Source organism: Streptomyces sp. NPDC031111 (assembly GCF_055570675.1).
Window position 1 is genome coordinate 75,657 of the sequence record NZ_JBVIGS010000002.1, and the last position, 26,252, is coordinate 101,908.

A 26,252-nucleotide genomic window follows, 5' to 3' on the forward strand; every position below is an offset into this window, starting at 1 on the left:
ATCCTGGGCGATAGGACCGGCCTGGGGAGAAGGTGGAGCGTCCGCAGGTAGTCGCGCTGGAGCGGTCGGCGGACAAGCCGAGGCCGAAGCGAACAGGTCGCGGGCAGCCCTGCCCAGTAGCTCCTCCAGGATGCGGCACGTGTCGGGGCGGGGAAGCTGCTTCAGTTCCCCACTCATCCACCGGTCGAACTGCCGCGAAGAGACCGCGACCGAGGCCAGCCGAGGGTCACCCGCCTCCTTGGCCAGGTTTCGGGCCGCGCGGGAGAACTGCACCTCGAACGCCGTGTAAGTCGTGAGGTGGCGCTCTTCGAGTAACTGCCGCAGCAGTGTGTTCCGGGGCATGAAAGACCTCCCAACGCGTCGGCAGAACCGGGGACTTCTCGGCGAACGGCACGCAGCCGGACCGTGCGGCGTACGGGATGCCCCTACGCAAGAGTGCTGACGCAAAGCGCAACTAGGCAATATGTCTGGCCAAGTTGGCTCGTTCGGGTTGTCCGCCAGCAGATGGATGGACAGACTGCCTCCATGGCACTGAAGAGGAAGCTGGTCCCTCAGTCGGTCTACCGACGCCAGCTCGCCACAAGGCTGCGCGAGTTGCGGGAGGCGTCCGGCCTGACCCTCACCGAGGTGTCAGAGCGGATCGAGGTCAATCAGGGGTCTCTGAGCCGGATCGAGACCGGCGAGCGCGGCACCACTCCGGTGCTGGTCCGGGCTCTTCTCGACTGCTATGCCGTCACCGACACCGAGCTGCGTGACGACATCCTCGACCTGGTGCGTGCCGACAAGGAACAGCAGAAGCCCTGGTGGCGCAAGTACTCCACGGTCCTCACCCCTACCCGCTACGACGGTTACCTCGCGCTGGAGGCAGGTGCCATCGCGCTGGCCAACTACCAGCCCTTGCTCGTTCCCGGCCTGCTCCAGACCGAGGACTACGCCCGCGCCGTCATCGCCCAGATGCGTCCTGATCTCACTCCCGACCAGGTGGACGCTCTGGTCAAGGTACGCATGGAACGCCAGGCAAGCCGTCTGTCCGGCGAGCACCCCGCAGCCCTGTGGGCCGTCCTGGACGAAGCCGTCCTCCATCGCGTCATCGGCTCACCCGCCGTGATGCGCCGGCAGTTCGCGCACCTCGCCCAGGTCGGCGAACAGCCGAACGTCACCGTCCAGCTCCTCCCGTTCGCCCTAGGAGCCCACCCGGGCCTCTACGGCCCCTTCGTCATCCTCACCTTCCCCCAGCCCACCGCCCCGCTGGTCTGGCTGGAGAACCCCAACAACTCCGTGTATCTGGAATCCGAGAGCGACGTCCAGAACTACACGGACATCTTCGACCAGCTCAGGGCCTCCGCCCTCAGCCCGGCCGAGACCCGTACCCGCATCACCCGCACCGCCGAGGAGCTCGCACCGTGAGCACGACCCCGCCCCGCCGACCCCTGACCGAAGAACTTCACGGCGCGCACTGGCGCAGGAGTTCCTACAGCGGAGGCGCCAACGACTGCGTTGAGATCGCCGACCTCGGTGCGTATGCCGCGGTGCGGGATTCCAAGGACCTCGACCTGTCACCTGTGATCCTCAGCCGCTCCGCCCTGGATGATTTGCTGGGTCATTGCACCGACGGCGAAACTCACGTCGGCTGAGACCCTGCCCGAGCCGCACGTGCCCATGCCAGCCGCCAACTGGGAGTCCGCGTGACCGAACCGACCGCCCCGGACAGGAAGCCCTTCCTGTACGTCGTCGTGTGCGCGGCAGGTGTTGCCCGTGACGTCGGCGAGCTCATCACCGCCGCCCAGGAGTCGAACTGGGAAGTCGGCGTCATCGCCACACCTCAGGGCCTCGGCTTCATCGACGCCAAGGCGATCGAGGCGCAGACCGGCTACCCGATCCGCTCCGCCTGGCGTTCACCAGGGGACCCGCGCCCACTGCCCCCGGCGGACGCGATCGCCGTCGCTCCCGCCACCTTCAACACGATCAACAAGTGGGCCACGGGCATCTCCGACACCCTCGCCGTGGGCATCCTGTGCGAGGCGTACGGCATGGGCATTCCGACGGTGGCCCTGCCGTACCTGAACTCCGCCCAGGCCGCTCACCCCGCCTATCGGCAGAGCCTCAACCGGCTGCGGGGGATGGGCATCCTGATCGGCTCGCACGAGCCGCACCGGCCGCGGGCCGGTGGCGCGGCGGACCGCTTCCGCTGGGAGGAAGCCCTGGAGTTGTTGGAGCCTCTGGCCGGCACGGTGCGGTGACGCCGTCCGTCACCCGGTAAGAGGGCTTCTCCCTGTCGGGATGAAAAGGGCGAGGCCCGAAGACCCCGCCCGACTCCTACAAAACCCCAGCTCAGGGCCACACCAGGCAATACGCCTGATGCCCCGCCTCATGCAGCCGATGCGAGAAGTCCTGCCACTCGTGGAGCAGTTGGTACACGTTGAACGCGTCCCGGGGGCCGCCGCGGTCCGGGACCGTCGACCAGATGAAGGCCGCCGCGCCGACGGCCTCCTCGCCTATGCCGCGCAGGGGGTCGACGACCGTCATGGGGAGTTTCACGACCGCGTAGTCGGGGTGCAGGACGACCAGTTCCAGGGGTGGGACCTTGTGCAGGGGGACGCCCTCGATGCCCGTGAGGACCATGGCGGCCATGGTTTCCGGCTTGATCTTGGTGAACATGCCGTTCATGCCGAGCTCGTCGCCGCCGAGTTCCTCGGGGCGCATCGAGATCGGGACGCGGGCCGCGGTGGCGCCGTCCGGCGCGCCGAAGTACTTGTACGTCACCCCCACCCGACCACCATTCCTGCTCCCCGCCCCTCCCGGAGGGCCGATCCGTCGCGGCTCCCCCGGCACGCCCTGTGTCCCGTCCGTGCTCTCCGCCTCGCGTCGGTGCCTTCCCCGCCGGGCACGTCGAGGACCCAGGTCATCAGTCCCCTCGCCCAGTCCGCCACCGCGATGCATATCTCCACCCGACTGCTTTTCTAGGACGCGTGGCCCCCGCCGCGCAACCCGATCATCGTGTCAGTGACCTCCCCCACGGCCGCCCGCCGAAACGTGCGGTGAAACATCTGTCCGCGGGATCTTCGCAGCCTCCGGCCGGCCCCGGCCGTGTGAGCTGTGTGTATCAGACGTCAGTTTCGCAGATCACGGCCGATCGGGGGCCGGATGCCGGAGGCCGCCCCTGGCCTACCCTGGACACGTCATACGCACCCGGAGCCGGGAAGCTCCCGGAATGTCGGAGAAGGTCGGAGAAGTCGCAGGTCATGAGCGAACTGCCATATTCATACGAAGCCGAAGCCTCGCAGGCGCTGTTCGACCGGGCCGCGGCCGTCACGCCCGGCGGCGTGAACTCCCCGGTACGCGCCTTCCGCGCCGTCGGCGGCACGCCCCGGTTCATGGTGTCCGGCACGGGCCCCTATCTGACCGACGCCGACGGACGCGAGTACGTCGACCTGGTCTGCTCCTGGGGCCCGATGATCCTCGGGCACGCGCACCCCGAGGTGATCGCCGCCGTGCAGGAGGCCGTCGCGCGCGGTACGTCCTTCGGCACGCCCGGTGAGGGCGAGGTCGCGCTCGCCGAGGAGATGGTCGCCCGGATCGAGCCGCTGGAGCAGGTGCGGCTCGTCTCCAGCGGGACCGAGGCCACCATGTCGGCCATCCGCCTCGCGCGCGGCTTCACCCGGCGCACCAAGGTGATCAAGTTCGCCGGCTGCTACCACGGTCACGTCGACTCGCTGCTGGCCGCCGCCGGCTCCGGTGTCGCCACGTTCGCGCTGCCCGACACGCCCGGCGTGACCGGAGCCCAGGCCGGTGACACGATCGTGCTGCCGTACAACGACCTCGACGCCGTGCACGCCGCGTTCGCCGCGCACCCGGGTGAGATCGCCTGCGTGATCACCGAGGCGTCCCCGGGCAACATGGGCGTCGTACCGCCGCTGCCCGGGTTCAACCAGGGGCTGAAGGACGCGTGCGCCGCGAACGGCGCGCTGTACATCTCCGACGAGGTCATGACGGGTTTCCGGACCAGCCGCGCCGGATGGTACGGCGTCGACGGAGTCCGGCCCGACCTGATGACCTTCGGCAAGGTGATGGGCGGCGGCTTCCCGGCCGCGGCCTTCGGCGGACGCGCCGACGTCATGGCGCACCTCGCCCCCGCCGGGCCCGTCTACCAGGCCGGCACCCTCTCCGGCAACCCCGTCGCCACCGCCGCCGGGCTCGCCCAGCTGCGGCTGCTCGACGACGCCGCGTACGAGAAGGTGAACGCCGTCTCGGCGCAGATCCAGTCGCTCGTCACCGAGGCGCTGGCCAAGGAGGGCGTCGCGCACACGTTGCAGAACGCCTCCAACATGTTCTCGGTGTTCTTCACCGACCGCGCGGTGCGAAACTACGACGACGCCAAGGAGCAGGAGTCGTTCCGCTTCACCGCGTTCTTCCACTCCCTCCTCGCGAACGGCGTCTACCTGCCGCCGTCCTCCTTCGAGTCCTGGTTCGTGTCCACCGCGCACGACGAGCGGGCGATCCAGCGCATCGCCGACGCCCTCCCGGCGGCGGCCCGAGCGGCAGCGGAGGCGACCGCGTGAGCAGCGTGAAGAAGAGCTCCGACGTCACCGTCGTCCATCTGATGCGGCACGGCGAGGTCGCCAACCCGGACGGCGTCCTGTACGGCCGTCTCGCCGGCTACCACCTCTCCGAGCTGGGCCGGCGCATGGCCGACCGGGTCGCCGAGCACCTCGCCCCCCGCGACATCGTCCACGTCGGCGCCTCGCCGCTGGAGCGGGCGCAGGAGACGGCCGAGCCCATCGCCAAGGCGCACGGCCTGGACATCGCCACCGACGAGCGGCTGATCGAGGCCGAGAACGTCTTCCAGGGCAAGACCTTCGGCATCGGCGACGGCGCGCTGCGCCGCCCGGCCAACTGGAAGCACGTCGTCAACCCGTTCAAGCCGTCCTGGGGCGAGCCGTACGTTGAGCAGGTCATCCGCATGATGGGCGCGCTGAACGCGGCCAAGGACGCGGCGCGCGGGCACGAGGCGGTGCTGGTCAGCCATCAGCTGCCGATCTGGATCGTGCGTTCCTACGTCGAGAAGCGGCGGCTGTGGCACGACCCGCGCAAGCGGCAGTGCACGCTCGCCTCGCTGACCACGTTCACCTACCAGGGGGACCGGATCGTCTCCGTCGGCTACAGCGAGCCGGCCCGCGATCTCGTCCCCGCGCATCTGCTCGCGGGCGCGAAGCCGGTGAAGGGGAAGAGCAAGGCCTTCGGGGCGTAACACCCGGCGGCACCCGACACCCGACACCGGCAGCCGCCGAGAACGGCCGTTCCTCGAATTCTGTTGCGAAACCTTCGCATTTGTGCGGAACCTCCCGCTTCGTCATGTCCTCTGAATGGGTGACCACCAGAGGACGTGACGAACGGGGTTGCGATGCGCAGTCTCACCCGCAGGGGAATGCTCGGACTCGGGGCGGGAGCCGCGGCCGCCGTCCCGCTCGCCGGCTGCGGCGGCCACACACGCTCGGACGGCTCCGGCGGTCCCGGCGGTTCCCGCCCCGGCGGCGACGACAGCCCCGGGGCGTCGAAGCCCGAGCCGACGAAGACGGCCCGTCCGATCGGCGACGGCTCCACCTCCTACACCGGCAAGCAGCCCCACCAGCCCGAGAAGCCGGTGCCGCTGGAGCCGGGTCAGACGCCCCCGCAGTTCGTCGTGTTCTCCTGGGACGGAGCCGGCGAGGTCGGCAACGGCCTCTTCCCGCGCTTCCTGGACCTCGCCAAGGAGCACGGCGCGTCCATGACCTTCTTCCTCTCGGGCCTGTATCTGCTCCCCGAGTCGAAGAAGCGGCTCTACGACCCGCCGAACAACCCGCGCGGCGCCTCCGACATCGGCTACCTCACCGACGACCACATCAAGGACACGCTGAAGAACGTCCGCCGCGCCTGGCTCGAGGGCCACGAGATCGGCACGCACTTCAACGGTCACTTCTGCGGCGGGTCCGGCAGCGTCGGCAACTGGACGTCGCGGCAGTGGCGCAGCGAGATCGAGCAGGCGAAGTCCTTCGTCAAGGAGTGGCGGACCAACTCCGGGTGGACCGACCTGGAGCCGCTGCCGTTCGACTACGACAAGGAGCTCGTCGGCGGCCGTACGCCCTGTCTGCTCGGCCAGGACAGCCTGCTGCCCACCGCCCGCGAGCTCGGCTGGCGCTACGACGCCTCCTCGCCCGGCGGCCGGCAGGTCTGGCCGACGAAGAAACAGGGCATATGGGATCTTCCGCTCCAGCAGATCCCGTTCCCCGGCCGCTCGTTCGAGGTCCTGTCGATGGACTACAACATGCTCGCCAACCAGTCGGTCAACTCGACCAACGCGCCCGCCCACAACCACCCCGCATGGCGGCGGCAGTCGACCCAGGCGTACATATCCGGTTTTCAGCGGGCATATGAGACGAACCGGGCGCCCTTCTTCGTCGGCAACCACTTCGAGCAGTGGAACGGCGGCATCTACATGGACGCCGTGGAGGAAGCGCTCAAACACATGGCGCGGGAGAAGGAGAAGGGCGGCGACGTGAGGCTCGTCTCCTTCCGGCAGTTCACCGACTGGCTGGACGTCCAGAAGCCGGAGGTGCTGGACAAGCTGCGCACCCTGGAGGTCGGCCAGGAACCGGCCGGTGGCTGGAAGGCGTTCACCGAAGACACCGCGGACACCGGCGGCACCAGCGGAACGGGTGCCGGAAACGCCGCCTGATATGCGGGTTTCCGCCCGCACGGGGGGTGCGCAAGATCCCCAGAACGGGCATGCGAAACTTTTCACATGAGTGCCGCCAGCCGCGCCCCCCAGCGCTCGAACCGAGCCCCGCAGAGCTCGAACCGCGCCCTCCGCGTCCGCCGTCGCGCCGCCCTGACCGCCGGTGCGGCCGCGGCTGCACTGCTCGTCTCCGCGTGCGGCTCCGGCGGCACCTCCGGCGGGGGCGGCGACACCAACTTCGTCACCGGCACCGACGGCATCTCCACGGTCGCCAAGGGCGAGCGCGTCAACGCGCCCGACCTGTCCGGGGAGACCCTCGGGGGCGAGCAGCTCGACGTCGCCGACTACAAGGGCAAGGTCGTCGTCCTCAACGTCTGGGGCTCCTGGTGCAACCCGTGCCGCGCGGAGGCCAAGTACTTCGCCAAGGTGTCCCAGGACTACGCGGACAAGGGCGTGCAGTTCGTCGGCATCAACACCCGGGACGGCAGCACCACCTCCGCCCTCGCCTTCGAGAAGGACTTCGGCATCCCCTACCCGAGCCTGTACGACCCCACGGGCAAGCTGATGCTCCGCTTCGAGAAGGGCACCCTCAACCCGCAGGCCGTCCCCTCGACCCTGGTCCTGGACCGGGAGGGCAAGATCGCGGCCCGCTCGCTGACCTCGCTCAGCGAGGAACGCCTGCTGAAGATGCTCAAGCCGGTCGTCGCGGAGAAGTGACGTGACCGCCCTGCACACGCTCGCCGCCGAGACGGGCTACAACGGCACGGTGCTCAACGGCGCCCTGCTGGTCGCCCTGCCCATCGCCCTGCTCGGCGGGCTCGTCTCCTTCTTCTCGCCCTGCGTGCTGCCGCTGGTCCCCGGCTACCTCTCCTACGTCACCGGCGTCTCCGGAACCGACCTGGCCGAGGCCCGGCGCGGACGCATGGTCGCCGGCGCCTCCCTGTTCGTCCTCGGCTTCACCGCCGTGTTCGTCTCCGGCGGCGCCTTCTTCGGCTACTTCGGGCAGACGCTCCAGGAACAGTCGGGCGTGCTGTCCAAGGCGCTCGGCGTCTTCATGATCCTCATGGGTGTCTTCTTCATGGGCCTGATGCCCTGGCTCACCCAGCGCGAGTTCCGCTTCCACAAGCGGCCGGCGGCCGGACTGGTCGGCGCCCCCGTCCTCGGCGCCCTGTTCGGCATCGGCTGGACCCCCTGCATCGGCCCCACCCTCGCCTCCGTACTCACCCTGTCCGCACAGCAGGAGAGCGCCGGACGCGGCGCCATACTGACCGTCGCGTACTGTCTGGGACTGGGCTTGCCCTTCGTGCTCGCCGCCGTGGCCTTCCGCAAGGCGCTCGGTGCCTTCGGCTGGGTCAAGCGGCACTACGTCTGGGTCCTGCGCGTCGGCGGCACGATGATGATCGTGACCGGCGTGCTGCTGCTGACCGGCGCGTGGGACAGCCTCGTGGCGGAGATGCAGACCTGGTCCAACGGCTTCACTGTGGGGATCTGACCCGATGAGCAAGACGACAACCGACGAGACCCCGAGGGCCGCCGACGACCAGGACCTCGGCGCCGCGAGCTCCCAGCTGTCCACCGCGCCCAGGGAGGAACCTCCCAACCTGCCCGCCCTGGGCGTCATCGGCTGGGCCCGCTGGTTCTGGCGGCAGCTCACCTCCATGCGGGTCGCGCTGCTGCTGCTCCTGCTGCTGTCGCTCGGCGCGATCCCCGGCTCCCTCATCCCGCAGACCGGGATCGACGAGACGCAGGTCGCCGACTTCCGCGAGCGGCACGACGTCCTCGCCCCGATCTACGACAAGCTCGGCCTGTTCAACGTCTACAGCTCGGTGTGGTTCTCGGCGATCTACATCCTGCTGTTCGTCTCCCTCATCGGCTGCATCGTGCCCCGCACCTGGCAGTTCGTGGGCCAGCTGCGCGGCCGCCCGCCGGGCGCGCCCCGCCGGTTGACCCGGCTGCCCGCCCACACCACGTGGCGCACCGAGGCCGACCCCGAGCAGGTCCGCGAGGCCGCGCTCGCCCTGCTCAAGAAGCGCCGCTTCCGCGCCCACATCGCCGGTGACGCCGTCGCCGCCGAGAAGGGCTATCTGCGCGAGGTCGGCAACCTGCTCTTTCACATCGCGCTGATCGTGATGCTGATCGCCTTCGCCTGGGGCCAGCTGTTCAAGTCCGAGGGCAACAAGCTGATCGTCGAGGGCGACGGCTTCTCCAACACGCTCACCCAGTACGACGACTTCAAGTCCGGCAACCTCTTCACCAACGACGACCTGGAGCCGTTCAGCTTCGACGTGAAGGAGTTCACCGGCACCTACGAGCGCACCGGCCCCAACAAGGGCACCCCGCGCACGTACCAGTCCGAGGTCACCTACACCGAGGGCGCCGACGGCGAGGAGAAGACCGCCGTCATCAAGGTGAACAAGCCCCTGGAGATCGGCGACGCCAAGGTCTACCTCGTCAGCCACGGCTACGCGCCCGTCGTGACCGTCCGCGACGGCAAGGGGAACATCGTCTACCAGGACGCCGTGCCGCTGCTGCCGCTCGACGCCAACGTCACCTCCTCCGGCGTGGTCAAGGTCCTCGACGGCTACCGCAACCCCGAGGGAAAGAAGGAGCAGCTCGGCTTCAACGCCTTCTTCGTGCCCACCTTCGGAGGCTCCGCGAGCGGCACGATGCTCTCCCAGTTCCCCGCACTGGACTACCCGGTGCTCGCGCTCTCCGCCTACCACGGCGACCTGAAGGCCGACTCCGGCATTCCGCAGAGCGTGTACCAGATGGACAAGACCAAGATGAAGGAGTTCAAGGACTCCAAGGGCGAGCTGTTCAAGAAGCTGCTCACGCCCGGCGAGACCATGACGCTCCCGAACGGCGCCGGCTCGGTCACCTTCGAGAAGGACATCGAGGAGTGGGCCGGCTTCCAGGTCGTCCAGGAGCCGGGCGGCGGCTGGGCCCTCGGCGGTGCCGTCGTCGCGATCGCCGGTCTCGCCGCCTCGCTGTTCATCCAGCGCCGCCGCGTGTGGGTGCGCGCGGTCGAGGGCCCCGACGGCGTCACCGTCGTCGAGATGGCCGGCCTCGGCCGCAGCGAGTCCGCGAAGGTGCCCGAGGAACTCGGCGACCTCGCCGGAATCCTCTACGAACAGGCCCCGGGCGCACCGGATCCCGACCCGGACGGGACCTCCCCGAAGACATCCGAACCCACCGATCCCGAAGCCGTACCTGCCGAAGGGGCTGAGCAGCAGTGACTCTCGCCGCCGCGACCAACGAGAACCTCGCGGAGATCAGCAATGTGCTGATCTACTCCGCGATGGCGGTCTACACCCTGGCCTTCTTCGCGTACATCGCGGAATGGATCTTCGGCAGCCGCAGCAAGGTCGCCCGCACCGCGGCCGCCCTCACGCCCGCCACGGCGGCGAAGGCACCGGCCGTCACCGTGAAGCGGGGCGGCGGCACCGCCGTACTGGAGCGGCCGAAGGTCGTCGTGCGTGCCGCGACCGGATCCCGGGACGTGCCCGACGGGCCGGGAGCGCACGGCGGTGACGAGAAGGGCGACCTCTACGGCCGGATCGCCATCTCCCTCACCGTCCTCGCGTTCGCCCTCGCCTTCGGCGGTGTGCTCACCCGCGCGCTGTCCGTGGAGCGGGCGCCGTGGGGCAACATGTACGAGTTCAACATCACCTTCTCCACCACCGCGGTCGGCGTGTACCTGCTGCTGCTCGCGCTGAAGAAGAACGTGCGCTGGCTCGGCCTGTTCCTGACCACCTCGGTCCTCCTGGACCTGGGCCTCGCCGTCACCGTCCTGTACACCGAGAGCGACCAGCTGGTCCCCGCCCTCCACTCGTACTGGCTGTACATCCACGTCTCCACGGCGATCCTGTGCGGCGCGGTCTTCTACGTCGGCGCGGTCGGCGTGATCCTCTACCTGTTCAAGGACTCGTACGAGAACAAGCTCGCCGGCGGCGGCAAGCCCGGCAGCTTCGCCACCTCCGTCCTGGAGCGGCTGCCCTCCGCCGCCTCGCTGGACAAGTTCGCATACCGGGTCAACGCGGCGGTGTTCCCGCTGTGGACGTTCACGATCATCGCGGGCGCCATCTGGGCCGGTGACGCCTGGGGCCGCTACTGGGGCTGGGACCCCAAGGAGGTCTGGTCCTTCATCACCTGGGTCGCCTACGCCGGCTACCTGCACGCCCGCGCCACCGCCGGCTGGAAGGGCCGCAAGGCCGCCTACCTGGCCCTGCTCGCCTTCGGCTGCTGGCTGTTCAACTACTACGGCGTGAACATCTTCGTCTCCGGCAAGCACTCCTACGCCGACGTCGGCCTGGGCGCGCTCCAGTCCGTCGGCTTCTGAACCAGCCGCACCCGAAGGCCGGTTCCCGTGACCCACGTCACGGGGACCGGTCTTTCGCGTGCTGTCCGTGACGTGAGTTTCCAGGCAGAGCCCGCCGTACCGGGGATGACCGGCGTGCCCAGGGGGAACCGTGGGGGTGTTACCCGGAGTCCGGTGCAGGGAGGGCCCGTTGAGGCGGCGGGCCGCGTGGTCGCGTACGAGAAGGGGCGGGACGGTGGCGTCGACACCACTGACGGAGGGGGATCCGGTACGGGTGGGGCGGTACCGGCTGCTGGCCCGACTGGGCCAGGGCGGCATGGGACGCGTGTACCTGGCCCGTTCGCCCGGTGGACGTGCGGTGGCGGTGAAGGTGGTGAGGGAGGCGCTGCTGCGGGACGAGGGATTCCGGCAGCGTTTCGTGCGGGAGGTCGCGGCGGCCCGACGGGTGACGGGGTTCTTCACCGCCGCGGTGGTGGACGCCGATCCGCAGGGCGACCCGGCCTGGCTGGCCACGGAATACGTGCCCGGACTCTCGCTCCAGGACGCGGTGGCCCGGCACGGGGTGTGGCCGGAGGAGGCGGTACGCGGCCTTGGCGCAGCCCTGGCTGAGGCACTGGCCGCGGTGCACGCCGCGGACCTGGTGCACCGGGACCTGAAGCCGTCCAACGTCCTGCTGGCACCGGACGGTCCCAGGGTCATCGACTTCGGAATCTCGGCGGCGGTCGGCGACACCGCGCTCACTCAGACGGGGACGGTGATCGGAACCCCCGGTTTCATCCCTCCCGAGCAGTTACGCCACGAGGAGTCCGGGCCGGCCGGTGACGTGTTCGCCCTGGGGGCGGTACTGGCGTACGCGGCTGCGGGCGTCGGCCCGTTCGGCGGCGGGGCGTCGCACGCAGTCAACTACCGGGTCGTGCACGAGGCCCCGGACCTCAGCGGCCTGGCGCCCGCGCTCGCCGGCGTGGTGGCCCGGTGCCTCACGAAGGACCCGGCGCAGCGGCCCACGGTGGAGTGGCTGCTGGACGAACTGGGCGAGTCGGCGACCGCCGGATGGCTGCCGGGCCCGGTCGCCGACTCGGCCGGCCGGCTGAGGGCCGAGACCCCCACCGAGCCCCTGCCCCGTTCGGGGGACGGCACGATAGCGCCCGCCCCCGTCCCCCTGCCGTCCGGCACCCGGCGCCGCCGCCTGCGGACGGTTTTCGCCACCGCGACCGCACTCGCCGTCATCGCGACCGGCACCGCGCTGTGGAGGGTGGCTGCCGACGAGGACGACAAGAGCCCCGCCCGGCCGGCCAACCTGGAGCAGCTCTGGACGCACACCCTGACCGACGGACAGACACTGGCCGCCACGTCGGAGGAGATGCTCTACCTCCAGCATGCGGAACGCCACCGGATCACCGCCTTGGACGTCACCGACGGCTCGCGGCGCTGGGACCGCCGGATGCGGGTCGACGACGTCAGCCAGGACACAGGCCACCTGAAGAGCGTGGGCAACGACATCCGGGTCACCGCCGTCTCGGGCGGCCTCCTGTACTACGGCAGCAACGACCACTTGTACGCGGTGGACGCGGACAGTGGTGACCACCGCTGGCGGTACATGGACCACACCTTCCACCCCTCCCCGGTGGTCGTGGACGGCGTGGCCTACGCGCACATGGACTTCTTCTTCTACGTCCTCGACACACGCACGGGTGACAAGCTGTGGGACTACGGGTTCGACACCAACGCCGACGGCAGCGACATCGCCGTCACCGACGACGCGTTCCTCGTGCACAGCGAGAACAAGCTGATCGCCGTCGATCTCCGAACCCACAAGCAGAAGTGGACACACCAGGCCGCGAGCGACGCGGTGACGGGCCTCGCGGTGGCGGACGGCAAGGTCTACTTCGGCACCCTGGACGGCTCCCTGTACGCCGTCGACACGCGTTCGGGGGAGGAGGTGTGGCGCCGCACGTTCGAGGCAGAGCTGTGGGACGGCAGGCTCGGCGACGGTGCGGGCATGCCGCAAGTGGCGGACGGAACCGTGTACTTCGAGAACGACGCCTACGTCTCCGCCTTCGACGCGGACACCGGAGAGCAGCGGTGGCGGCGGAAGCAGGAGACCGACGAGGTGAGGTCCCTGGACGTGGTGGCCGACACCCTCCTCGTCACCGACTCGGACAACACCATGACCGCGCTCGACATCCGCAGCGGAAGGCCCGGGTGGCGGGAGTCGCTGGGGAGGGGAGAGGAAGTGGCCGTTCACGTCATCGGCGACATCGTGGTCACCGAGCGGGGCGGCCTTGCCGCCGCCCCGGTCCGGCTGGCCGCCTACCGGGTCGCCACCTGATTCGCACCTCGTACGGGCGTGACGGCACCGGGGCCACCGGGCGGGAGACAGACCAGGAGAGGAGTGGCGGAGTGCAGGCGTACGTACCACTTCGGACGGGCGATCCCGAGCGGGTCGGCCCGTACCGGATCCTCGCTCGGCTCGGCTCGGGCGGGATGGGGCGGGTCTACCTGGCCAGTTCGCCGGGCGGCCGGGCGGCCGCAGTGAAGGTGGTGCACGAGGAACTGGCTGAGGACCCCGCCTTCCGCAGGCGGTTCGGGCGGGAGGTGGCGGCGGCACGGCGGGTCGCCGGCCCGTTCACCGCGCCCGTGGTCGACGCGGACCCGGACGCGGACCTGCCGTGGCTGGCCACCGCCTACGTGGCGGGTGTCGCGCTGGGTACGGCGGTCGCGGCGCACGGCGGGTGGCCGGAGAGGTCCGTGCGGGCCCTGGGATCCGGGCTGGCGGAGGCCCTGGACGCGATCCACCGGGCCGACGTGGTGCACCGTGACCTGAAGCCGTCGAACGTGCTCCTGGCGCCGGACGGACCCCGTGTGATCGACTTCGGGATCTCGGTGGCCGCCGACGACACCAAGCTGACCGCCACGGGGGCCCTGGTCGGCAGCCCCGGCTACCTCCCGCCCGAGCAGTTGGTCGGCCGCGAGGTGGGGCCTCCCGGTGACGTGTTCGCGCTGGGTGCGCTGCTGGCGTACGCGGCGACCGGCACCGGCCCGTTCGGCGGCGGCCCCGCGTACGGCGTCAACTACCGCGTCGTCCATGAGGATCCCGACCTGGAGCATGTGCCGGACGGTCTCGCCGAGCTGGTCGCCCGGTGCCTGGCCAAGGACCCGCGGCAGCGGCCCGGGGTGTCCGAACTCATCGGGGAACTGGGCCGCTGGGAGGCGGACGACGGCACCAGGGGCACGTTCACCGCCGACACGTGGCTGCCCGCGCCGGTCGCCGCCGACATCGCCGCGCTGGCCACCGAGCCGCAGCCGCAGCCGGCCGCCACGACGCGGGCGGACGCGGACCTGCCGACCGTCACGGTGGGTCCGGCGCCGACCGCCGTCGCCACGGCCCGGCTCGGCGCGCCGTCCACAGGCCCCTCGTCCGCCCGTCCGCGGGGAGCGCCCCGGCGGCGTGCAGCGGTCCTCGCCGCGGCCGGCGCCTTCGTCGTCCTGGCCGTCGTCGGTGGCCTGCTGCTGCCCCGAGCCTTCTCGGGCTCCTCCGGTCCGGGTGACGACGCCGCCGGCTCCGGCAGCCCCACGGCCGCCGCGAAGCAGCTGACGGTGCGGGAGGTGTGGCCGTCGGGCATGGAGCTACGGCGGCCGGAGGTCGTCCGCGGGAAGCTGGTCGGCGAGGGCGAGGACGGCCGGTTGCACGCGGTGGACGCCGCCGACGGCGACCCGGCGTGGACGTACGACGATCCGGGCGCGTTGTCCTTCGAGGGCGTCAGCGACGGGCTGGCGGTGGTCTCCGGCGACGAGGACGGCACGATCCAGGGCATCGACGTGGACAGCGGCAAGCGGGTCTGGAGCGTGGACGCGCGGGCGCACACGCCACGCGGAACGACGTTCGACAACTACAGGCGGGTGGTGGTGGCCGACGGCACCGTCTTCGTGAACGCCATGTATGACCTTCCCGAGGAAGCCGAACTTCCCGCCAGGTGGGCCGTGTCCGCGGTGGACGCCGCCACCGGGCGGCTGAAGTGGACCCTCGAGACCGAGTACCTCCTGTCCGATGCCCTCGCGGTCGTGGACGGGGTCGTCTACGGCGGGGTGCGGGAGCCGGACGACACCTACTTCTGCGCCTGGGACGCGGAGACGGGCAACCAGTTGTGGCGGTACAACTCGAGAACGAATCAGCCCTATCCGGGCGAGGTGACGGCGATCAAGGTGTCGGACGGCACGGTCTACTTCGGTGACGACCGCGGTGTCCTCCACGCCGTCGACGCCCGGCGGGGCACGCGGCGGTGGATCTACGACGCGGACACCGAGGTGGTGAAACAGTGGCTCGATCCGCTCGTGGTCGCGGACGGCGTCGTCCACGGCGGGCTCGGAAGCGGGACCAGCGACTACGAAACCGGTTCCGTGCACGCGGTCGACGCCGGCTCCGGCAGACCACTGTGGGCGGAGGCGACCGAACGCGACCCCGAGCTGCACGGCCTGCTGGACGGCTCGCTGCTTTTCAGCACCAAGGCCGGCACCCTGCACGCCGCGGACGCTCGCACCGGAGCGTCGGCCGAGACGCGCCTGTCGTCCGGCGACCCCGACGCGGCCGTCATCGGTGACCGGGTCTACTTCGACGGCGGCGACGGACGCCTGCACGGGGGAAGGATCTTCCTCACCGGCACCTGAACGCGGGTGGGCTCCCGTGACCGGTCCGCGGGAGCCGGACGGTATCGGGGCGTCGCCGGCCCTCCTGGCCGCCGCGGTTGCCGACCCGGCGACCGGCGGCATCGAGCCGACCCGCTGGGCGCTGGGCGCGCTCGCCGTGATCACCTGGGTGGTGGTCCCGGCCCATCTGCTGTCGATCCTGTCGTGGTCCCGCCCGCGCTGACTCCTTCCCGAGACGTGGCCGCGTTCACTCCGGATCCGCGCTGATCGACCGCCAGATCCGGTCCGGCAGCTCGGCGGCGGCCTCGTCGAGGTCGATGTCGCCGAGGGTCAGCCAGCGGCGGCTCGCGCCGATGACCGGGCCCAGGACGAGGGACTCGATCAACGGCAGGGACAACGGGGCGAGTTCGCCCGTCCCGACGTGGTGACGCGCCCACTCGGCCAGCGGTGTCAGCCGGGCCTCCTGGGCGTCACGGAGCATCCTGGCCTGCTCCATGCCGATCTGGTCGGCACGGGAGGAGTGCAGCAGGAGGGCCGCCTCCCGGTGCTCCCGGACGAAGGCGAGGTACGCGTGGACAATGGCCCGGACGCCGGCCCGCGCGGAGTCCGCCCGCTCCACCGCCGTGACCATCTCGGTCATCAGCCGCTCCAGCCACCGCACCAGCAGCGCGCTCACCAGGCCGTCCAGACTGCCGAAATGGTGGTACAGGCTGCCCAGGCTGACACCGCTGGCCCCGGTGATCGCGTTGACGGTGAAGCCACGGTCGCCCGACTCCGCGTAGACCCGCAGCGCCGCGTCCAGAAGCCGTTCGGCGGTGACCTCACCGCGGTGCTGCTTGGGGCTCATCGCAGGGCCGTTGTACCTTCCCGGTGTTTTCTGGAGTGAATTTCTAGAATCCCCTTCCAATCCTAGCTCGCCGTGGGCCAGACTGACCCTGCCCGGGTGCGAGTCCGCCCGCAGCCGGGGGAGCGGGCGGCCCCCACCGGGTGGCGCGACGACGGATCGACAACGGGGCAGGCGTGATCGAGCTGGCTGGAAGCGGCGCCGAGCCGCTGGAGGACGAGGACCCGCGGCGGATCGGACCGATACCGCTCCTCGGACGGCTCGGAGCCGGTGGCATGGGCCGCGTCTACCTCGGTGTGCACGAGGGGCGGTACGCCGCGGTCAAACAACTGCTGCCGTCGGTCGTCGCCGAGGACAAGGACTTCCTGCGCCGCTTCGGACACGAGCTGGACAACCTCGCCCGCTTACCCGAACACGCCACCGCCCCGCTGCTCGCGGGCGACCGCACCGCACTGCCCCCGTGGTTCGCCACCGCCTACGTCCCCGGCCTCACCCTGCGCGAAGCGCTCGACGCCCACGCGGGACCGCTGCCCGCCGACGCCCTGTGGCTGCTGCTGCGCGAGGCCGCCGCGAGCCTCGCCGCGGTCCACGCGCTGGACATGGTGCACCGCGACATCAAGCCGTCCAACGTCATGCTCACCCTCGACGGCCTCACCCTCATCGACTTCGGTGTGGCCCGTGCCGCCGAGCAGAGCCGGCTCACCCGGACCGGCATGGTGGTGGGCACTCCCGCCTACATGTCCCCCGAACAGGCCTCGGGGGCCCAGAAGTCGACCGGGGCGGTCGATGTCTTCGCGCTCGGCTCGGTCCTCGCGTACGCGGCGAGCGGCCGGCCGCCCTTCGGCGACGAGTCCGGCCACGGCGTCCTCTACCGGATCGTGCACCAGGAACCGGACCTCGGCGCCGTACGCGCCCTGGACCCCGAGTTCGCCGAGGTCGTCGCGGCCTGTCTGGACAAGGACTACGAGGGCCGGCCCACCGCCGCCGAGCTCGTCGAACTCGCCGACCGGCACGGCCCGTTCACCCCGCCCCTGTGGCCGGAGGCCGTCACCGCACAGCTGACCGAACGGGCCGTCTTCGCGGAGCGGACGCCGACCGTTGTGCCGCCGCCGGAGGAGCCACAAGAAGCGGAGGGAGAACCGGAGGAGCCGGAAAAGCCCGAGGCGTCCGCGCCGGCGCGGGAGAAGCGCGGTCGCCGGACCCGGGTGATCCCCGTGATCATCCCCGTCGTTGTCGTCGCGACGGGCGCCACCCTCGCCTTCCAGCTTCTGCCGTACACCTTCGACGCCGACGACAAGGCGGGGCCCACCCCTTCGTCCTCGTCGGTCACGGTCTCCGCCGCCGCGACGCCTTCCGGAACCCCGGGCGGGTCCGCGAAGCCGTCACCGTCCGCCGACGAGTCCTCCACCAAGAAGCCGGGCGCCGGATCCAAGGAGTCGGCGACCGCCTCCGGGGCGGAGAACGCGGGCGCCGGCCCGGACACGGACGACGGGGGCGCGAAGGGCGACGGCGACGCCGGCACGAGCGACGGCTCGGGCGGCAACGGGGGTGGGGACGGCGGCGGGGACGACTCCGACTCCGGCACGGGAACGGGGACCAAACCCCCGTCGACGGGCGGCTTCACCCTCCGCAACGCGTCGAGCGGCAAGTGCCTCGTCGCCTCCGACAGCGCCTCGTACGGCACGGTCGCCGGAGGCGGCTGCACCACCGCGACGGCCCGCTGGAGCCTGCGCGGTGTCTCGTCCGGCACCTACCGGATCGTCCACCAGGCGACCGGCAACTGCCTGTCCGCCTACGGCTCGATGCACACCGGGACCTGCGGCGCCGACAACGCCCAGGAGTGGCGACTCGGTTCGGGCGGCACCGTGATCCTCGTGAACAACGGCATGTGTCTGGAGCACGCCTCACCGAGCGGAATGATCATGCGGCGGACGTGCTCCGGTTCGGCGGCCCAGAGCTGGACCCGGGGCTGACCCGGGCCGACGCGGGGGAGGGTCGGTCAGGCGGGCCTGCCGCGCTCGCCGTCGCCCGGCTCGTCCGGCGCCACCCACTGTTGTCGGCCGCCGCCCCGGCTCCAGGCGGAACCGACGGCCCCGCCCGCGGGGTGCCGCTTCCTGCCGGCGATCAGCCAGGAGATCGACCCGACCAGCGGGAACAGCAGGACGAGGATCGCCCACAGCGGCTTGGGCGTGCGGGGCGGGCCGGCGGGGAGACCGGTGATTCACGCGATGCGGGGGACGGGCGGGGACGTCGACACTTCGGTGGCTGTGCCACCACCCGACCCCGTAACCGGAGGTGCCGATGCCCGGTCCGCTCGCACGTCGCAAGGCAAGGACACCGCAACGCCCGTCACCGACGTGGACGCGCCGCTTACGGGGGGTGCTGACGGGCGCCCTCCTGCTGTCGGCGGCCGGTCTGGGCGCCACGCCCGCCGCGGCGGCCGACGACACGACCGTCACCACCCGGTACGGGCAGGTGCGGGGCGAGGCGGGGGAGTCCGCCAACGCCTACCTCGGCATCCCCTACGCCGCACCGCCGGTCGGGGACCTGCGCTGGAAGCCGCCCGCCCCGCCGGAGCGCTGGTCGGGTGTCCGCGACGCCACCACCCCCGGCAACCCCTGCATGCAGGCGAACTCGTCGACCCCCTGGGGTGATCTGGCCGGGCCCGGCACCCCCAGCGAGGACTGCCTCTACCTCAACGTCCACACGCCCGAGCGCTCCCTGCCCGGCCGGCCCGTGATGGTCTGGATGCACGGCGGAGGCTTCACCAACGGCTCCGGGACCTTCTACGACGGCGGCGAACTGGCCGCCCGGGGCGACGTGGTCGTCGTGACACTCAACTACCGCCTCGGCGCGTTCGGTTACCTCGCGCACCCGGGCCTGGCCGAGGAGTCCCCGACGGCCGTCTCCGGCAACTACGGCCTGCTCGACCAGCAGGCGGCCCTGCGCTGGGTGCGGCAGAACATCGCGGCGTTCGGCGGTGATCCCGACCAGGTGACGATCTTCGGGGAGTCGGCGGGCGGCGGCAGCGTCTGCCAGCACCTGGTCTCGCCCCGCGCGGCCGGCCTGTTCGACCGTGCCATCGCCCAGTCGGGCTGCGGATTCCCCCTGCCCACCCAGGAGTCGCAGCAGCGCACCGGCGCGTCCTGGGCCGGCTCCCTGGGCTGCGCCGACGTGGCCTGCCTGCGGTCCAGGCCGGCCGACGAGCTGCTCGCGGCCTCGCTGAACCCGGGCGCCCGCTGGGTCCCCAACGTCGACGGCCGGGTGCTGCCCCTCCAGATCACGGACGCGCTGGAGAGCGGCCGGTTCCACCGGGTGCCCGTCCTCCAGGGCACCACCGCCGACGAGGGCCGCCTCACCGTGGCGACGACCTACGACCTGGCCGGTCGCCCACTCACCGCGGCCGGTTACCCGGTGGCCGTCCGCGCCCTCTACGGCGACCGGTCCGACGCGATCCTCGCCCGCTATCCGCTGACGGAGTACAGCACCCCCGCCGAGGCCCTCGGCGCGATCCTCACCGACGCGCAGTTCGCCTGCCTCCAGTCCCGCACGGCCCAGCTGATGGCCGCTCACACCCGCTCCTACCAGTACGAGTTCGCCGACCGCCACGCCATGGACTACCTGGAGCTGCCGATCGGCTTCCCCATCGGCGCCCCGCACGGCTCCGAGATCCGCTACGTCTTCGGTGGCGTCTCGGGCACCCCCGCCCAGAACGCCCTGGCGGCGAAGATGCTCGGCTACTGGACCAACTTCGCGCACACCGGCGTCCCGTACGCGGCGGGCGCCCCGCGCTGGAACCAGTACCCCAAGGTGCAGGTGCTCGCTCCCGAGGCGATCACGGCCTCGACGACCTTCCCGCGGGACCACAAGTGCGACCTGTGGACCCAGTGACCCCCTGGTTCCCGCGGTAGGCGGCGAGGGCGATCCGGACGAACGAGCGGACCAGCGGGTTCGGATCGCCCTCGTGCCACGCCGCCACCACCCGGCTCGGCGCCATGCCGGTCAGCGGCACCACTACGAGCCCCTCGGCGGGTTCGTGCTCCAGGAGGGTCATGCCGACCGTGCCGTTCCACAGCACCGCCTGCTGGCATTCCTGGACGGTGCGCACCACCGGCCCCTCGCGGGGCCGCCCGCCGCTCCAGTACGCCCCCCAGAGCGGGTCGGTGCCCTCGGGGAACCGGAACCAGCGGCGGTCGGCCAGGTCGGCCGGCTCCAGGGCGTCGTGGCGGGCCAGCGGATCGTCGGCGCGCAGCAGCGCCCCCACCGGGTCGGTGCGCAGCTCGCACACGGTCAGGCCCGTCTCGTCGAACGGCGCGCGGGTCAGGGCCACGTCGACCAGTCCCGCGTGCAGCCCGCAGGTGGGGTCGGTCAGGTCGGTCTCGCGGACGGCGACCTCGACGTGCGGGTGGCGCCGGCGGTAGGCGTCGGCCAGCCGGGTGGCGCCGGGGTCGGTGCTGTCCCCGAGGATGCCGACGGCGAGGGTGGCGGTACCGGCCGCGGCCGCCACCCGTACGCGGACCCGGTCCGCCCGGTCGAGCAGGCCCCGTGCCTCGTCCAGCAGCACCGCCCCGACCTCGGTGAGGGTGACGCCGGCGGGGGTCCGGTCGAACAGCGGGGCGCCGATCTCCGTCTCCAGCGCCTTGATCGCCCGGCTCAGCGGCGGCTGGCTCATGTGCAGGCGGGCCGCCGCCCGGCCGAAGTGGAGTTCCTCGGCGACCGCCACGAAATAGCGCAGCGAACGTAGCTCCATACTGCGACGATACCCGTTCGGTATCGGCGTCGCGGAACAGGTCTTGGACGCCTGTACCGACCCGGCGGTGGAATCGGGAGCATGACCGACGAACCCCGTGCCAGCAGGCCGACCGAGGACCCCACCGTGTCGGTGGTCCGTCCGGAGGACGGCGAGACGATCGTCCTGGGCACCACCCGTATGCGCGTCCTGGAGGACGGCAGCAACACCGGCCACCGCCTCGGGATGGCCGAGTCCGTCCTCGCCCCGCACACCCCCGGACCGCCGCAGCACCGCCACGCCCGGCACGACGAAGGCTTCTACGTCGTCTCCGGCTCGGTGCGCTTCACCGTCGGGGACGAACGGCACGACGCGACGGCGGGCACCTTCGTGCTGGTCCCGCCCGGGGCACCGCACACCTTCGCCAACGTGACCGACGAACCGGCCGTCATGCTCAGCACGTTCACGCCCGACCTGTACGTGCAGTACTTCCGGGACCTGCGCGACCTGAGCGCGGGCGGCCGGACCCCGACCCCGAGCGAGAGCATCCGGACGATGAGCCGGTACGCAACCGAACCCGCCGGCGAGTTCCCCGGGACGGCGGCACCGTGAACGTCGCGTACTGGATCGTCGCCGTACCGCTGGCCCTCTTCTACGTCTACGGCGGCGGCCTGAAAGTGGTGCGGAGCCGTGAGCGGCTCCGGCCGATGATGGCCTGGGTCGACAGCACACCGATGCCGGTCGTCAGGGGCGTCGGAGCGATCGAGGTGCTCGGCGCGACCGGGCTGGTCCTCCCGCCGCTGACCGGCACGGCCCCCTGGACGTCCCTGGCCGCCGCCATCGGGTTCGTCGTGCTCCAGATCTGCGCGACCGGCCTGCACCTGAGCCTCGGGGACCGCGGGATCGCCCTCAACCTCACGCTCCTGTTCGTCGCGGCCGTCACCGTCCCGCTCGCCACGACCTGGCTGTGAGGCGCGGGGGAGGGTCGGTCAGGCGGGTCCGCCGCGCTCGCCGTCGCCCGGCTTGTCGTCCCTGTCCTTCTCGTCGTCCAGCGACTTCAGGAACTCGGGGTTGTCGTCCGGCGCCACCCACTGTTGCCGACCGCCGCCCCGGCTCCAGGCGGAACCGACGGCCCCGCCCGCGGGGTGCCGCTTCTTGCCGGCGATCAGCCAGGAGATCGACCCGACCAGCGGGAACAGCAGGACCAGGATCGCCCACAGCGGCTTGGGCATGTGGCGGATGTCCTCGTCCTTCGTGCTGATGCAGTCGATGAACGCGTACACGCTCAGCGCCAGTGGCACGAGGAACATCAGCACCCGCAGCATGGGCCTCTCCAGCGAAAGCGGTGGGTGGTACAGGGCCAGGGTAACCGCTCGGGGATACTTGACCCCATGGCTTACGACGATCTTCGCTCCCTGCTCAGGGCGCTGGAGCGCGAGGGCGACCTCAAGCGCATCAAGGCCGAGGTCGACCCGCACCTGGAGGTCGGCGAGATCGTCGACCGGGTGAACAAGGCCGGCGGTCCCGCGCTGCTCTTCGAGAACGTGCGCGGCTCCCGCATGCCCCTCGCGATGAATGTGTACGGCACCGACCGCCGCCTGCTGAAGGCGCTCGGCCTGAAGTCGTACGCCGAGATCGGCGAGAAGATCGGCGGTCTGCTCAAGCCCGAGCTGCCGCACGGGTTCGTCGGGGTGCGCGAGGCGTTCGGGAAGCTCGGCGCGATGACGCACGTACCGCCGAAGAAGGTGAAGTCCGGGGACGCGCCTGTCCACGAGGTCGTGCTGCACGGCGACGACGTGGACCTCGAACAGCTCCCGGCGCTGTTCACCTGGCCCAAGGACGGCGGCTCCTTCTTCAACCTGGGCCTGACCCACACCAAGGACCCGGAGACCGGGGTCCGCAACCTCGGTCTCTACCGCCTCCAGCGCCACGACAGGCGCACCATCGGCATGCACTGGCAGATCCACAAGGACAGCCGCAACCACTACCAGGTGGCCGCCCGCCGCGGGGAGCGCCTGCCCGTCGCCATCGCCTTCGGCTGCCCGCCCGCCGTGACGTACGCCTCCACCGCCCCCCTCCCCGGTGACATCGACGAGTACCTGTTCGCCGGGTTCCTCCAGGGCAGGCGGATCGAGATGGTCGACTGCAAGACCGTCCCGCTCCAGGTCCCGGCCCAGGCCGAGGTCGTCATCGAGGGCTGGCTGGAACCGGGCGAGATGCTGCCCGAGGGGCCGTTCGGCGACCACACCGGCTTCTACACCCCGCAGGAGCCGTTCCCGGCGCTGACCATCGACTGTGTGACGATGCGGAAGCGTCCGCTGCTCCAGTCGATCGTGGTCGGCCGGCCGCCGACCGAGGACGGCCCGCTGGGGCGGGCGACCGAGCGGTTCTTCCTGCCCCTGCTGAAGATCATCGTCCCCGACATCGTGGACTACCACCTCCCCGAGTCCGGCGGCTTCCACAACTGCGCGATCGTCTCGATCGACAAGAAGTACCCCAAGCACGCGCAGAAGGTCATGCACGCCATCTGGGGCGCCCACATGATGTCGCTGACCAAGCTGATCGTGGTCGTCGACTCCGACTGCGACGTCCACGACCTGCACGAGGTCTCCTGGCGGGCCCTCGGCAACACCGACTACGCCCGTGACCTCACCGTCGTGGAAGGCCCCGTCGACCATCTCGACCACGCGTCGTACCAGCAGTTCTGGGGCGGCAAGGCGGGCATCGACGCGACGCGGAAGTGGCCCGAGGAGGGGTACACGCGCGACGGCGGCTGGCCCGACATGGTCGAGTCCGACCCGGACACGGCCGCACTGGTCGACCGCCGCTGGAAGGAGTACGGACTGTGACCTCGGCCTCCGCCGCGCTTCCGCAGCAGCCGGGGCGCACCAGGGCCTTCCTGCGCCTGGTGATGATCGAGCACTCGGTCTTCGCCCTGCCCTTCGCCTACATCGCCGCGCTCACCGCGATGTACGAGTGGGACGGGAACATCCACTGGGGCAAGCTGCTGCTCGTCACCCTCGCCATGGTCGGCCTGCGCACCTTCGCGATGGCCGCCAACCGGATCATCGACCGCGAGATCGACGCCCGTAACCCGCGCACCGCGCACCGCGAGCTGGTCACCGGCGCGATGTCGGTGCGCCACGCCTGGATCGGCGCGCTCGTCGCCCTCGTCGTCTTCCTCGGCGCGGCGGCCCTGCTCAACCCGCTCTGCCTGGCCCTCGCGCCCGTCGCCGTGATCCCGATGGTGGTGTATCCGTACGGCAAGCGGTTCACCAACTTCCCGCAGGCCATCCTCGGTCTCGCCCAGGCCATGGGCCCGGTCGGCGGCTGGCTGGCGATCAGCGGGTCGTGGTCCTGGGACGCGGTCGTCCTCGGTCTGGCGGTCGGCGTCTGGATCGGCGGCTTCGACCTGATCTACGCCTGCCAGGACGTCGACACCGACCGGGAGATCGGCGTGAAGTCGGTCCCGGCCCGGTTCGGCATCCCCGCCGCGATCTGGGGCGCCCGCGTCTGCCACGCCGTCACCACGGCCCTGTTCGTCTGGTACGCCCTGCTCACCGACGCCGGCGCGTTCTTCTGGCTCGGCCTGCTGATCGTGGCCGCAGCCTTCGTCTACGAGCACCGCATCGTCCGCCCGCACGACCTGACCCGCCTCAACCGGGCGTTCTTCAGCGTCAACGGCTTCATCGGCATCGCCCTGTTCGTGTGCGCGCTGCTGGACCTGCTGGTGCGGGGCCTGACCGTCTGAACAGGTCCTGACGGCCGACGCGTCCCGCACGCCGGTAGGCTCAAGATGTGAACGCAGGAGAATCGGGGCGCAGGCCTTGGATCGTGGGGGTGTCGGGGGCGTCCGGGACGCCCTACGCAGCCGCTGTGCTGCGTGCGCTGCTGGCGGCGGGGGAGAGCGTCGATCTCGTCGTCAGCCGGGCCTCGCGGCTCACCCTGCTGGACGAGACCGGGATCGCGTACCGGGATGCCCACTGGCGCGACGACCTGCGCGAATGGCTGTCCCGGGGCGCGGACGGCAAGCCGGGCACCTTCTCCGTCGACCTCGACGACGTACGGCACTGGGCCGCCGGTGACCTCGCGGCCGGGCCCTCCTCGGGGTCGTACCCGAGCAAGGGCATGCTGATCGTGCCCGCCTCCACGGCCTGTGTGGCCGGGGTGGCGCTCGGGCTGTCCAAGGACCTGTTGCAGCGGGCGGCGAGCGTCACCCTGAAGGAGGGACGCACGCTGGTGGTGGCCGTACGGGAGACCCCGCTCAACGGCCAGACCCTGCGGCACCTGGTCACGCTGGACGACGCGGGCGCGACCGTGGTGCCCGCCTCCCCGGCCTTCTACGCGGGCGCGACGCACATCCAGGACCTGGTGGACTTCGTCGCCGGACGCGTACTCGACGCGGCGGGCGTCGAGCACCGGCTCTACCGCCGCTGGGAGGGCGAACTCGGCGGCGGATCCCGCACGGACTGAGCACTCCCGCAACACCCCGGCAGGGGCAGAACTTTCAGACCTCTTCAGTGGAAGGCTTCGATCGCATGGACGCGGTGGACAGGCAGCTCATCCAGGCCCTGAGGGAGAACGGGCGGGCCTCCTACGCGGAGCTGGGACGCCTCGTCGGCCTGTCGGGCCCCAGCGTCACCGACCGCATCAACCGGCTGGAGGCGGCCGGTGTCATCACCGGCTACCGCGCCACCGTGGACGCCGCCTCGCTGGGCCTCGGCGTCACCGCCCTGATCGGCATCTCGCTGTCCGACGCCGCCGACCACGAGGACGTGGCGCAGCGGCTGAAGGAGCTGAAGGAGATCGAGGACTGCTGGTTCATCGCGGGCGACGACTCCTTCATGCTCAAGGTGCGGGCCACCGACGTGGACGGCCTGGAGAAGATCATCCGCCGGCTGTCCGGCACCAAGGGCGTCTCCCGGACCCGTACGACCATCGTGCTCTCCACCAAGTGGGAGAACCGCGTCGGAGAGCTGCCCGAAGAAGTGGCGTGAGCGGGGCG

At 71.1% G+C, this 26,252-nt stretch carries 25 protein-coding genes and 1 pseudogene; 21 read left to right on the forward strand and 5 right to left on the reverse strand.

The features are described 5' to 3' along the window. Nucleotides 1–525 precede the first annotated feature (525 nt). The 3 genes from ACZ470_RS04005 to ACZ470_RS04015 are packed head-to-tail and all read left to right on the forward strand — an operon-like array spanning nucleotide 526 to nucleotide 2,240. Complete coding sequence (locus tag ACZ470_RS04005) at nucleotides 526–1,407, forward strand: helix-turn-helix domain-containing protein (RefSeq protein ID WP_468424190.1); 882 nt, start codon at nucleotides 526–528, stop codon at nucleotides 1,405–1,407. Beyond that, nucleotides 1,404–1,634: a DUF397 domain-containing protein gene (locus tag ACZ470_RS04010; protein WP_468424192.1), complete on the forward strand. Its 231-nt coding sequence runs from the start codon at nucleotides 1,404–1,406 to the stop codon at nucleotides 1,632–1,634. Before ACZ470_RS04005 ends, ACZ470_RS04010 begins: the two co-directional genes overlap by 4 nt. Nucleotides 1,635–1,685: 51 nt before the next feature. Continuing rightward, the gene (locus ACZ470_RS04015; protein ID WP_468424194.1) at nucleotides 1,686–2,240 is read left to right on the forward strand and encodes a flavoprotein; all 555 of its coding nucleotides are present in this window, start codon (nucleotides 1,686–1,688) and stop codon (nucleotides 2,238–2,240) included. A gap of 91 nt (nucleotides 2,241–2,331) precedes the next feature. Here ACZ470_RS04015 and ACZ470_RS04020 read toward each other — a convergent pair whose 3' ends face one another. Further along, the gene (locus ACZ470_RS04020) at nucleotides 2,332–2,769 is read right to left on the reverse strand and encodes a hypothetical protein (protein ID WP_003992141.1); all 438 of its coding nucleotides are present in this window, start codon (nucleotides 2,767–2,769) and stop codon (nucleotides 2,332–2,334) included. 473 nt (nucleotides 2,770–3,242) lie between these two features. Here ACZ470_RS04020 and hemL point away from each other — a divergent pair, with 473 nt between their 5' ends. The 10 genes from hemL (at nucleotide 3,243) to ACZ470_RS04070 (ending at nucleotide 15,897) form a co-directional block, all read left to right on the forward strand. Next, nucleotides 3,243–4,559, forward strand: coding sequence for a glutamate-1-semialdehyde 2,1-aminomutase (hemL, locus tag ACZ470_RS04025; RefSeq protein ID WP_468424196.1), 1,317 nt, complete (start codon nucleotides 3,243–3,245; stop codon nucleotides 4,557–4,559). A gap of 41 nt (nucleotides 4,560–4,600) precedes the next feature. Continuing rightward, on the forward strand, nucleotides 4,601–5,248 hold the full coding sequence (locus ACZ470_RS04030) for a histidine phosphatase family protein (RefSeq protein WP_468425164.1): 648 nt from the start codon (nucleotides 4,601–4,603) through the stop codon (nucleotides 5,246–5,248). Nucleotides 5,249–5,425: 177 nt separating this feature from the next. Further along, on the forward strand, nucleotides 5,426–6,712 hold the full coding sequence (locus ACZ470_RS04035; RefSeq protein ID WP_468425165.1) for a polysaccharide deacetylase family protein: 1,287 nt from the start codon (nucleotides 5,426–5,428) through the stop codon (nucleotides 6,710–6,712). 66 nt (nucleotides 6,713–6,778) lie between these two features. After that, the gene (locus ACZ470_RS04040; RefSeq protein ID WP_468424198.1) at nucleotides 6,779–7,429 is read left to right on the forward strand and encodes a TlpA family protein disulfide reductase; all 651 of its coding nucleotides are present in this window, start codon (nucleotides 6,779–6,781) and stop codon (nucleotides 7,427–7,429) included. Nucleotide 7,430: 1 nt separating this feature from the next. Then, on the forward strand, nucleotides 7,431–8,204 hold the full coding sequence (locus tag ACZ470_RS04045; RefSeq protein WP_468424200.1) for a cytochrome c biogenesis CcdA family protein: 774 nt from the start codon (nucleotides 7,431–7,433) through the stop codon (nucleotides 8,202–8,204). Nucleotides 8,205–8,208: 4 nt separating this feature from the next. After that, complete coding sequence (gene resB / locus ACZ470_RS04050; RefSeq protein WP_468424201.1) at nucleotides 8,209–9,948, forward strand: cytochrome c biogenesis protein ResB; 1,740 nt, start codon at nucleotides 8,209–8,211, stop codon at nucleotides 9,946–9,948. Next, the gene (gene ccsB / locus ACZ470_RS04055) at nucleotides 9,945–11,051 is read left to right on the forward strand and encodes a c-type cytochrome biogenesis protein CcsB (RefSeq protein ID WP_468424203.1); all 1,107 of its coding nucleotides are present in this window, start codon (nucleotides 9,945–9,947) and stop codon (nucleotides 11,049–11,051) included. The genes resB and ccsB overlap by 4 nt, the downstream gene beginning before the upstream one ends. 214 nt (nucleotides 11,052–11,265) lie before the next feature. Next, entirely contained in the window at nucleotides 11,266–13,359 is a 2,094-nt protein-coding gene (locus tag ACZ470_RS04060) for a serine/threonine-protein kinase (RefSeq protein ID WP_468424205.1), read from the forward strand. A gap of 71 nt (nucleotides 13,360–13,430) precedes the next feature. Further along, nucleotides 13,431–15,695 carry a serine/threonine-protein kinase gene (locus ACZ470_RS04065; RefSeq protein WP_468424207.1) on the forward strand — a complete coding sequence of 755 codons (2,265 nt, stop codon included), beginning with the start codon at nucleotides 13,431–13,433 and terminating at the stop codon, nucleotides 15,693–15,695. A 16-nt stretch (nucleotides 15,696–15,711) separates the two neighbouring features. Next, nucleotides 15,712–15,897 (forward strand): hypothetical protein, encoded by a 186-nt coding sequence (locus tag ACZ470_RS04070; RefSeq protein WP_468424209.1) that lies wholly within the window; start codon nucleotides 15,712–15,714, stop codon nucleotides 15,895–15,897. A 24-nt stretch (nucleotides 15,898–15,921) separates the two neighbouring features. Here the strand turns inward: ACZ470_RS04070 and ACZ470_RS04075 are convergent, their stop codons facing one another. Continuing rightward, nucleotides 15,922–16,521, reverse strand: coding sequence for a TetR/AcrR family transcriptional regulator (locus ACZ470_RS04075; RefSeq protein ID WP_468424211.1), 600 nt, complete (start codon nucleotides 16,519–16,521; stop codon nucleotides 15,922–15,924). A gap of 173 nt (nucleotides 16,522–16,694) precedes the next feature. On the opposite strand from ACZ470_RS04075, the gene ACZ470_RS04080 reads away from it, so the two are divergent. Continuing rightward, a complete protein-coding gene (locus tag ACZ470_RS04080) occupies nucleotides 16,695–18,491 on the forward strand; it encodes a serine/threonine-protein kinase (RefSeq protein WP_468424213.1) in 1,797 nt (598 codons plus the stop codon). 26 nt (nucleotides 18,492–18,517) lie between these two features. Here the strand turns inward: ACZ470_RS04080 and ACZ470_RS04085 are convergent. Then, a pseudogene (locus tag ACZ470_RS04085) lies at nucleotides 18,518–18,706 on the reverse strand (PLD nuclease N-terminal domain-containing protein); the annotation flags it as partial. Nucleotides 18,707–18,897: 191 nt separating this feature from the next. Here ACZ470_RS04085 and ACZ470_RS04090 point away from each other — a divergent pair. Further along, nucleotides 18,898–20,409 (forward strand): carboxylesterase/lipase family protein, encoded by a 1,512-nt coding sequence (locus ACZ470_RS04090; protein ID WP_468424215.1) that lies wholly within the window; start codon nucleotides 18,898–18,900, stop codon nucleotides 20,407–20,409. Here ACZ470_RS04090 and ACZ470_RS04095 read toward each other — a convergent pair. After that, the gene (locus ACZ470_RS04095; protein WP_468424217.1) at nucleotides 20,354–21,268 is read right to left on the reverse strand and encodes a LysR family transcriptional regulator; all 915 of its coding nucleotides are present in this window, start codon (nucleotides 21,266–21,268) and stop codon (nucleotides 20,354–20,356) included. The two genes, ACZ470_RS04090 and ACZ470_RS04095, sit on opposite strands and share 56 nt — an antisense overlap. An 81-nt stretch (nucleotides 21,269–21,349) precedes the next feature. On the opposite strand from ACZ470_RS04095, the gene ACZ470_RS04100 reads away from it, so the two are divergent. Beyond that, nucleotides 21,350–21,859 (forward strand): cupin domain-containing protein, encoded by a 510-nt coding sequence (locus tag ACZ470_RS04100; RefSeq protein ID WP_468424218.1) that lies wholly within the window; start codon nucleotides 21,350–21,352, stop codon nucleotides 21,857–21,859. Continuing rightward, nucleotides 21,856–22,218 (forward strand): DoxX family protein, encoded by a 363-nt coding sequence (locus ACZ470_RS04105; RefSeq protein ID WP_468424219.1) that lies wholly within the window; start codon nucleotides 21,856–21,858, stop codon nucleotides 22,216–22,218. Before ACZ470_RS04100 ends, ACZ470_RS04105 begins: the two co-directional genes overlap by 4 nt. A gap of 18 nt (nucleotides 22,219–22,236) precedes the next feature. Here the strand turns inward: ACZ470_RS04105 and ACZ470_RS04110 are convergent, their stop codons facing one another. Then, on the reverse strand, nucleotides 22,237–22,572 hold the full coding sequence (locus tag ACZ470_RS04110; RefSeq protein ID WP_468424221.1) for a PLD nuclease N-terminal domain-containing protein: 336 nt from the start codon (nucleotides 22,570–22,572) through the stop codon (nucleotides 22,237–22,239). 66 nt (nucleotides 22,573–22,638) lie between these two features. On the opposite strand from ACZ470_RS04110, the gene ACZ470_RS04115 reads away from it, so the two are divergent. The 4 genes from ACZ470_RS04115 to ACZ470_RS04130 all read left to right on the forward strand — a co-directional run bounded on the left by ACZ470_RS04115 (nucleotide 22,639) and on the right by ACZ470_RS04130 (nucleotide 26,244). Then, the gene (locus tag ACZ470_RS04115) at nucleotides 22,639–24,096 is read left to right on the forward strand and encodes a menaquinone biosynthesis decarboxylase (RefSeq protein WP_468424222.1); all 1,458 of its coding nucleotides are present in this window, start codon (nucleotides 22,639–22,641) and stop codon (nucleotides 24,094–24,096) included. Further along, complete coding sequence (mqnP, locus tag ACZ470_RS04120; RefSeq protein WP_468424224.1) at nucleotides 24,093–24,998, forward strand: menaquinone biosynthesis prenyltransferase MqnP; 906 nt, start codon at nucleotides 24,093–24,095, stop codon at nucleotides 24,996–24,998. Before ACZ470_RS04115 ends, mqnP begins: the two co-directional genes overlap by 4 nt. An 83-nt stretch (nucleotides 24,999–25,081) precedes the next feature. Further along, entirely contained in the window at nucleotides 25,082–25,720 is a 639-nt protein-coding gene (locus ACZ470_RS04125) for a UbiX family flavin prenyltransferase (RefSeq protein ID WP_468425166.1), read from the forward strand. 65 nt (nucleotides 25,721–25,785) lie between these two features. Continuing rightward, nucleotides 25,786–26,244 carry an Lrp/AsnC family transcriptional regulator gene (locus ACZ470_RS04130; RefSeq protein WP_468424226.1) on the forward strand — a complete coding sequence of 153 codons (459 nt, stop codon included), beginning with the start codon at nucleotides 25,786–25,788 and terminating at the stop codon, nucleotides 26,242–26,244. Nucleotides 26,245–26,252 lie beyond the last annotated feature (8 nt).

Bases quoted from the DNA above. Each gene is read 5' to 3' on its own strand.
- ACZ470_RS04005 (WP_468424190.1), top strand. From the start codon at position 526: ATGGCACTGAAGAGGAAGCTGGTCCCTCAGTCGGTCTACCGACGCCAG.
- hemL (WP_468424196.1), top strand. From the start codon at position 3,243: ATGAGCGAACTGCCATATTCATACGAAGCCGAAGCCTCGCAGGCGCTG.
- ACZ470_RS04030 (WP_468425164.1), top strand. From the start codon at position 4,601: ATGCGGCACGGCGAGGTCGCCAACCCGGACGGCGTCCTGTACGGCCGT.
- ACZ470_RS04035 (WP_468425165.1), top strand. From the start codon at position 5,426: ATGCTCGGACTCGGGGCGGGAGCCGCGGCCGCCGTCCCGCTCGCCGGC.
- ACZ470_RS04040 (WP_468424198.1), top strand. From the start codon at position 6,779: ATGAGTGCCGCCAGCCGCGCCCCCCAGCGCTCGAACCGAGCCCCGCAG.
- resB (WP_468424201.1), top strand. From the start codon at position 8,209: ATGAGCAAGACGACAACCGACGAGACCCCGAGGGCCGCCGACGACCAG.
- ACZ470_RS04075 (WP_468424211.1), bottom strand. From the start codon at position 16,521: ATGAGCCCCAAGCAGCACCGCGGTGAGGTCACCGCCGAACGGCTTCTG.
- ACZ470_RS04095 (WP_468424217.1), bottom strand. From the start codon at position 21,268: ATGGAGCTACGTTCGCTGCGCTATTTCGTGGCGGTCGCCGAGGAACTC.
- ACZ470_RS04100 (WP_468424218.1), top strand. From the start codon at position 21,350: ATGACCGACGAACCCCGTGCCAGCAGGCCGACCGAGGACCCCACCGTG.
- ACZ470_RS04110 (WP_468424221.1), bottom strand. From the start codon at position 22,572: ATGCTGCGGGTGCTGATGTTCCTCGTGCCACTGGCGCTGAGCGTGTAC.
- ACZ470_RS04115 (WP_468424222.1), top strand. From the start codon at position 22,639: ATGGCTTACGACGATCTTCGCTCCCTGCTCAGGGCGCTGGAGCGCGAG.
- ACZ470_RS04130 (WP_468424226.1), top strand. From the start codon at position 25,786: ATGGACGCGGTGGACAGGCAGCTCATCCAGGCCCTGAGGGAGAACGGG.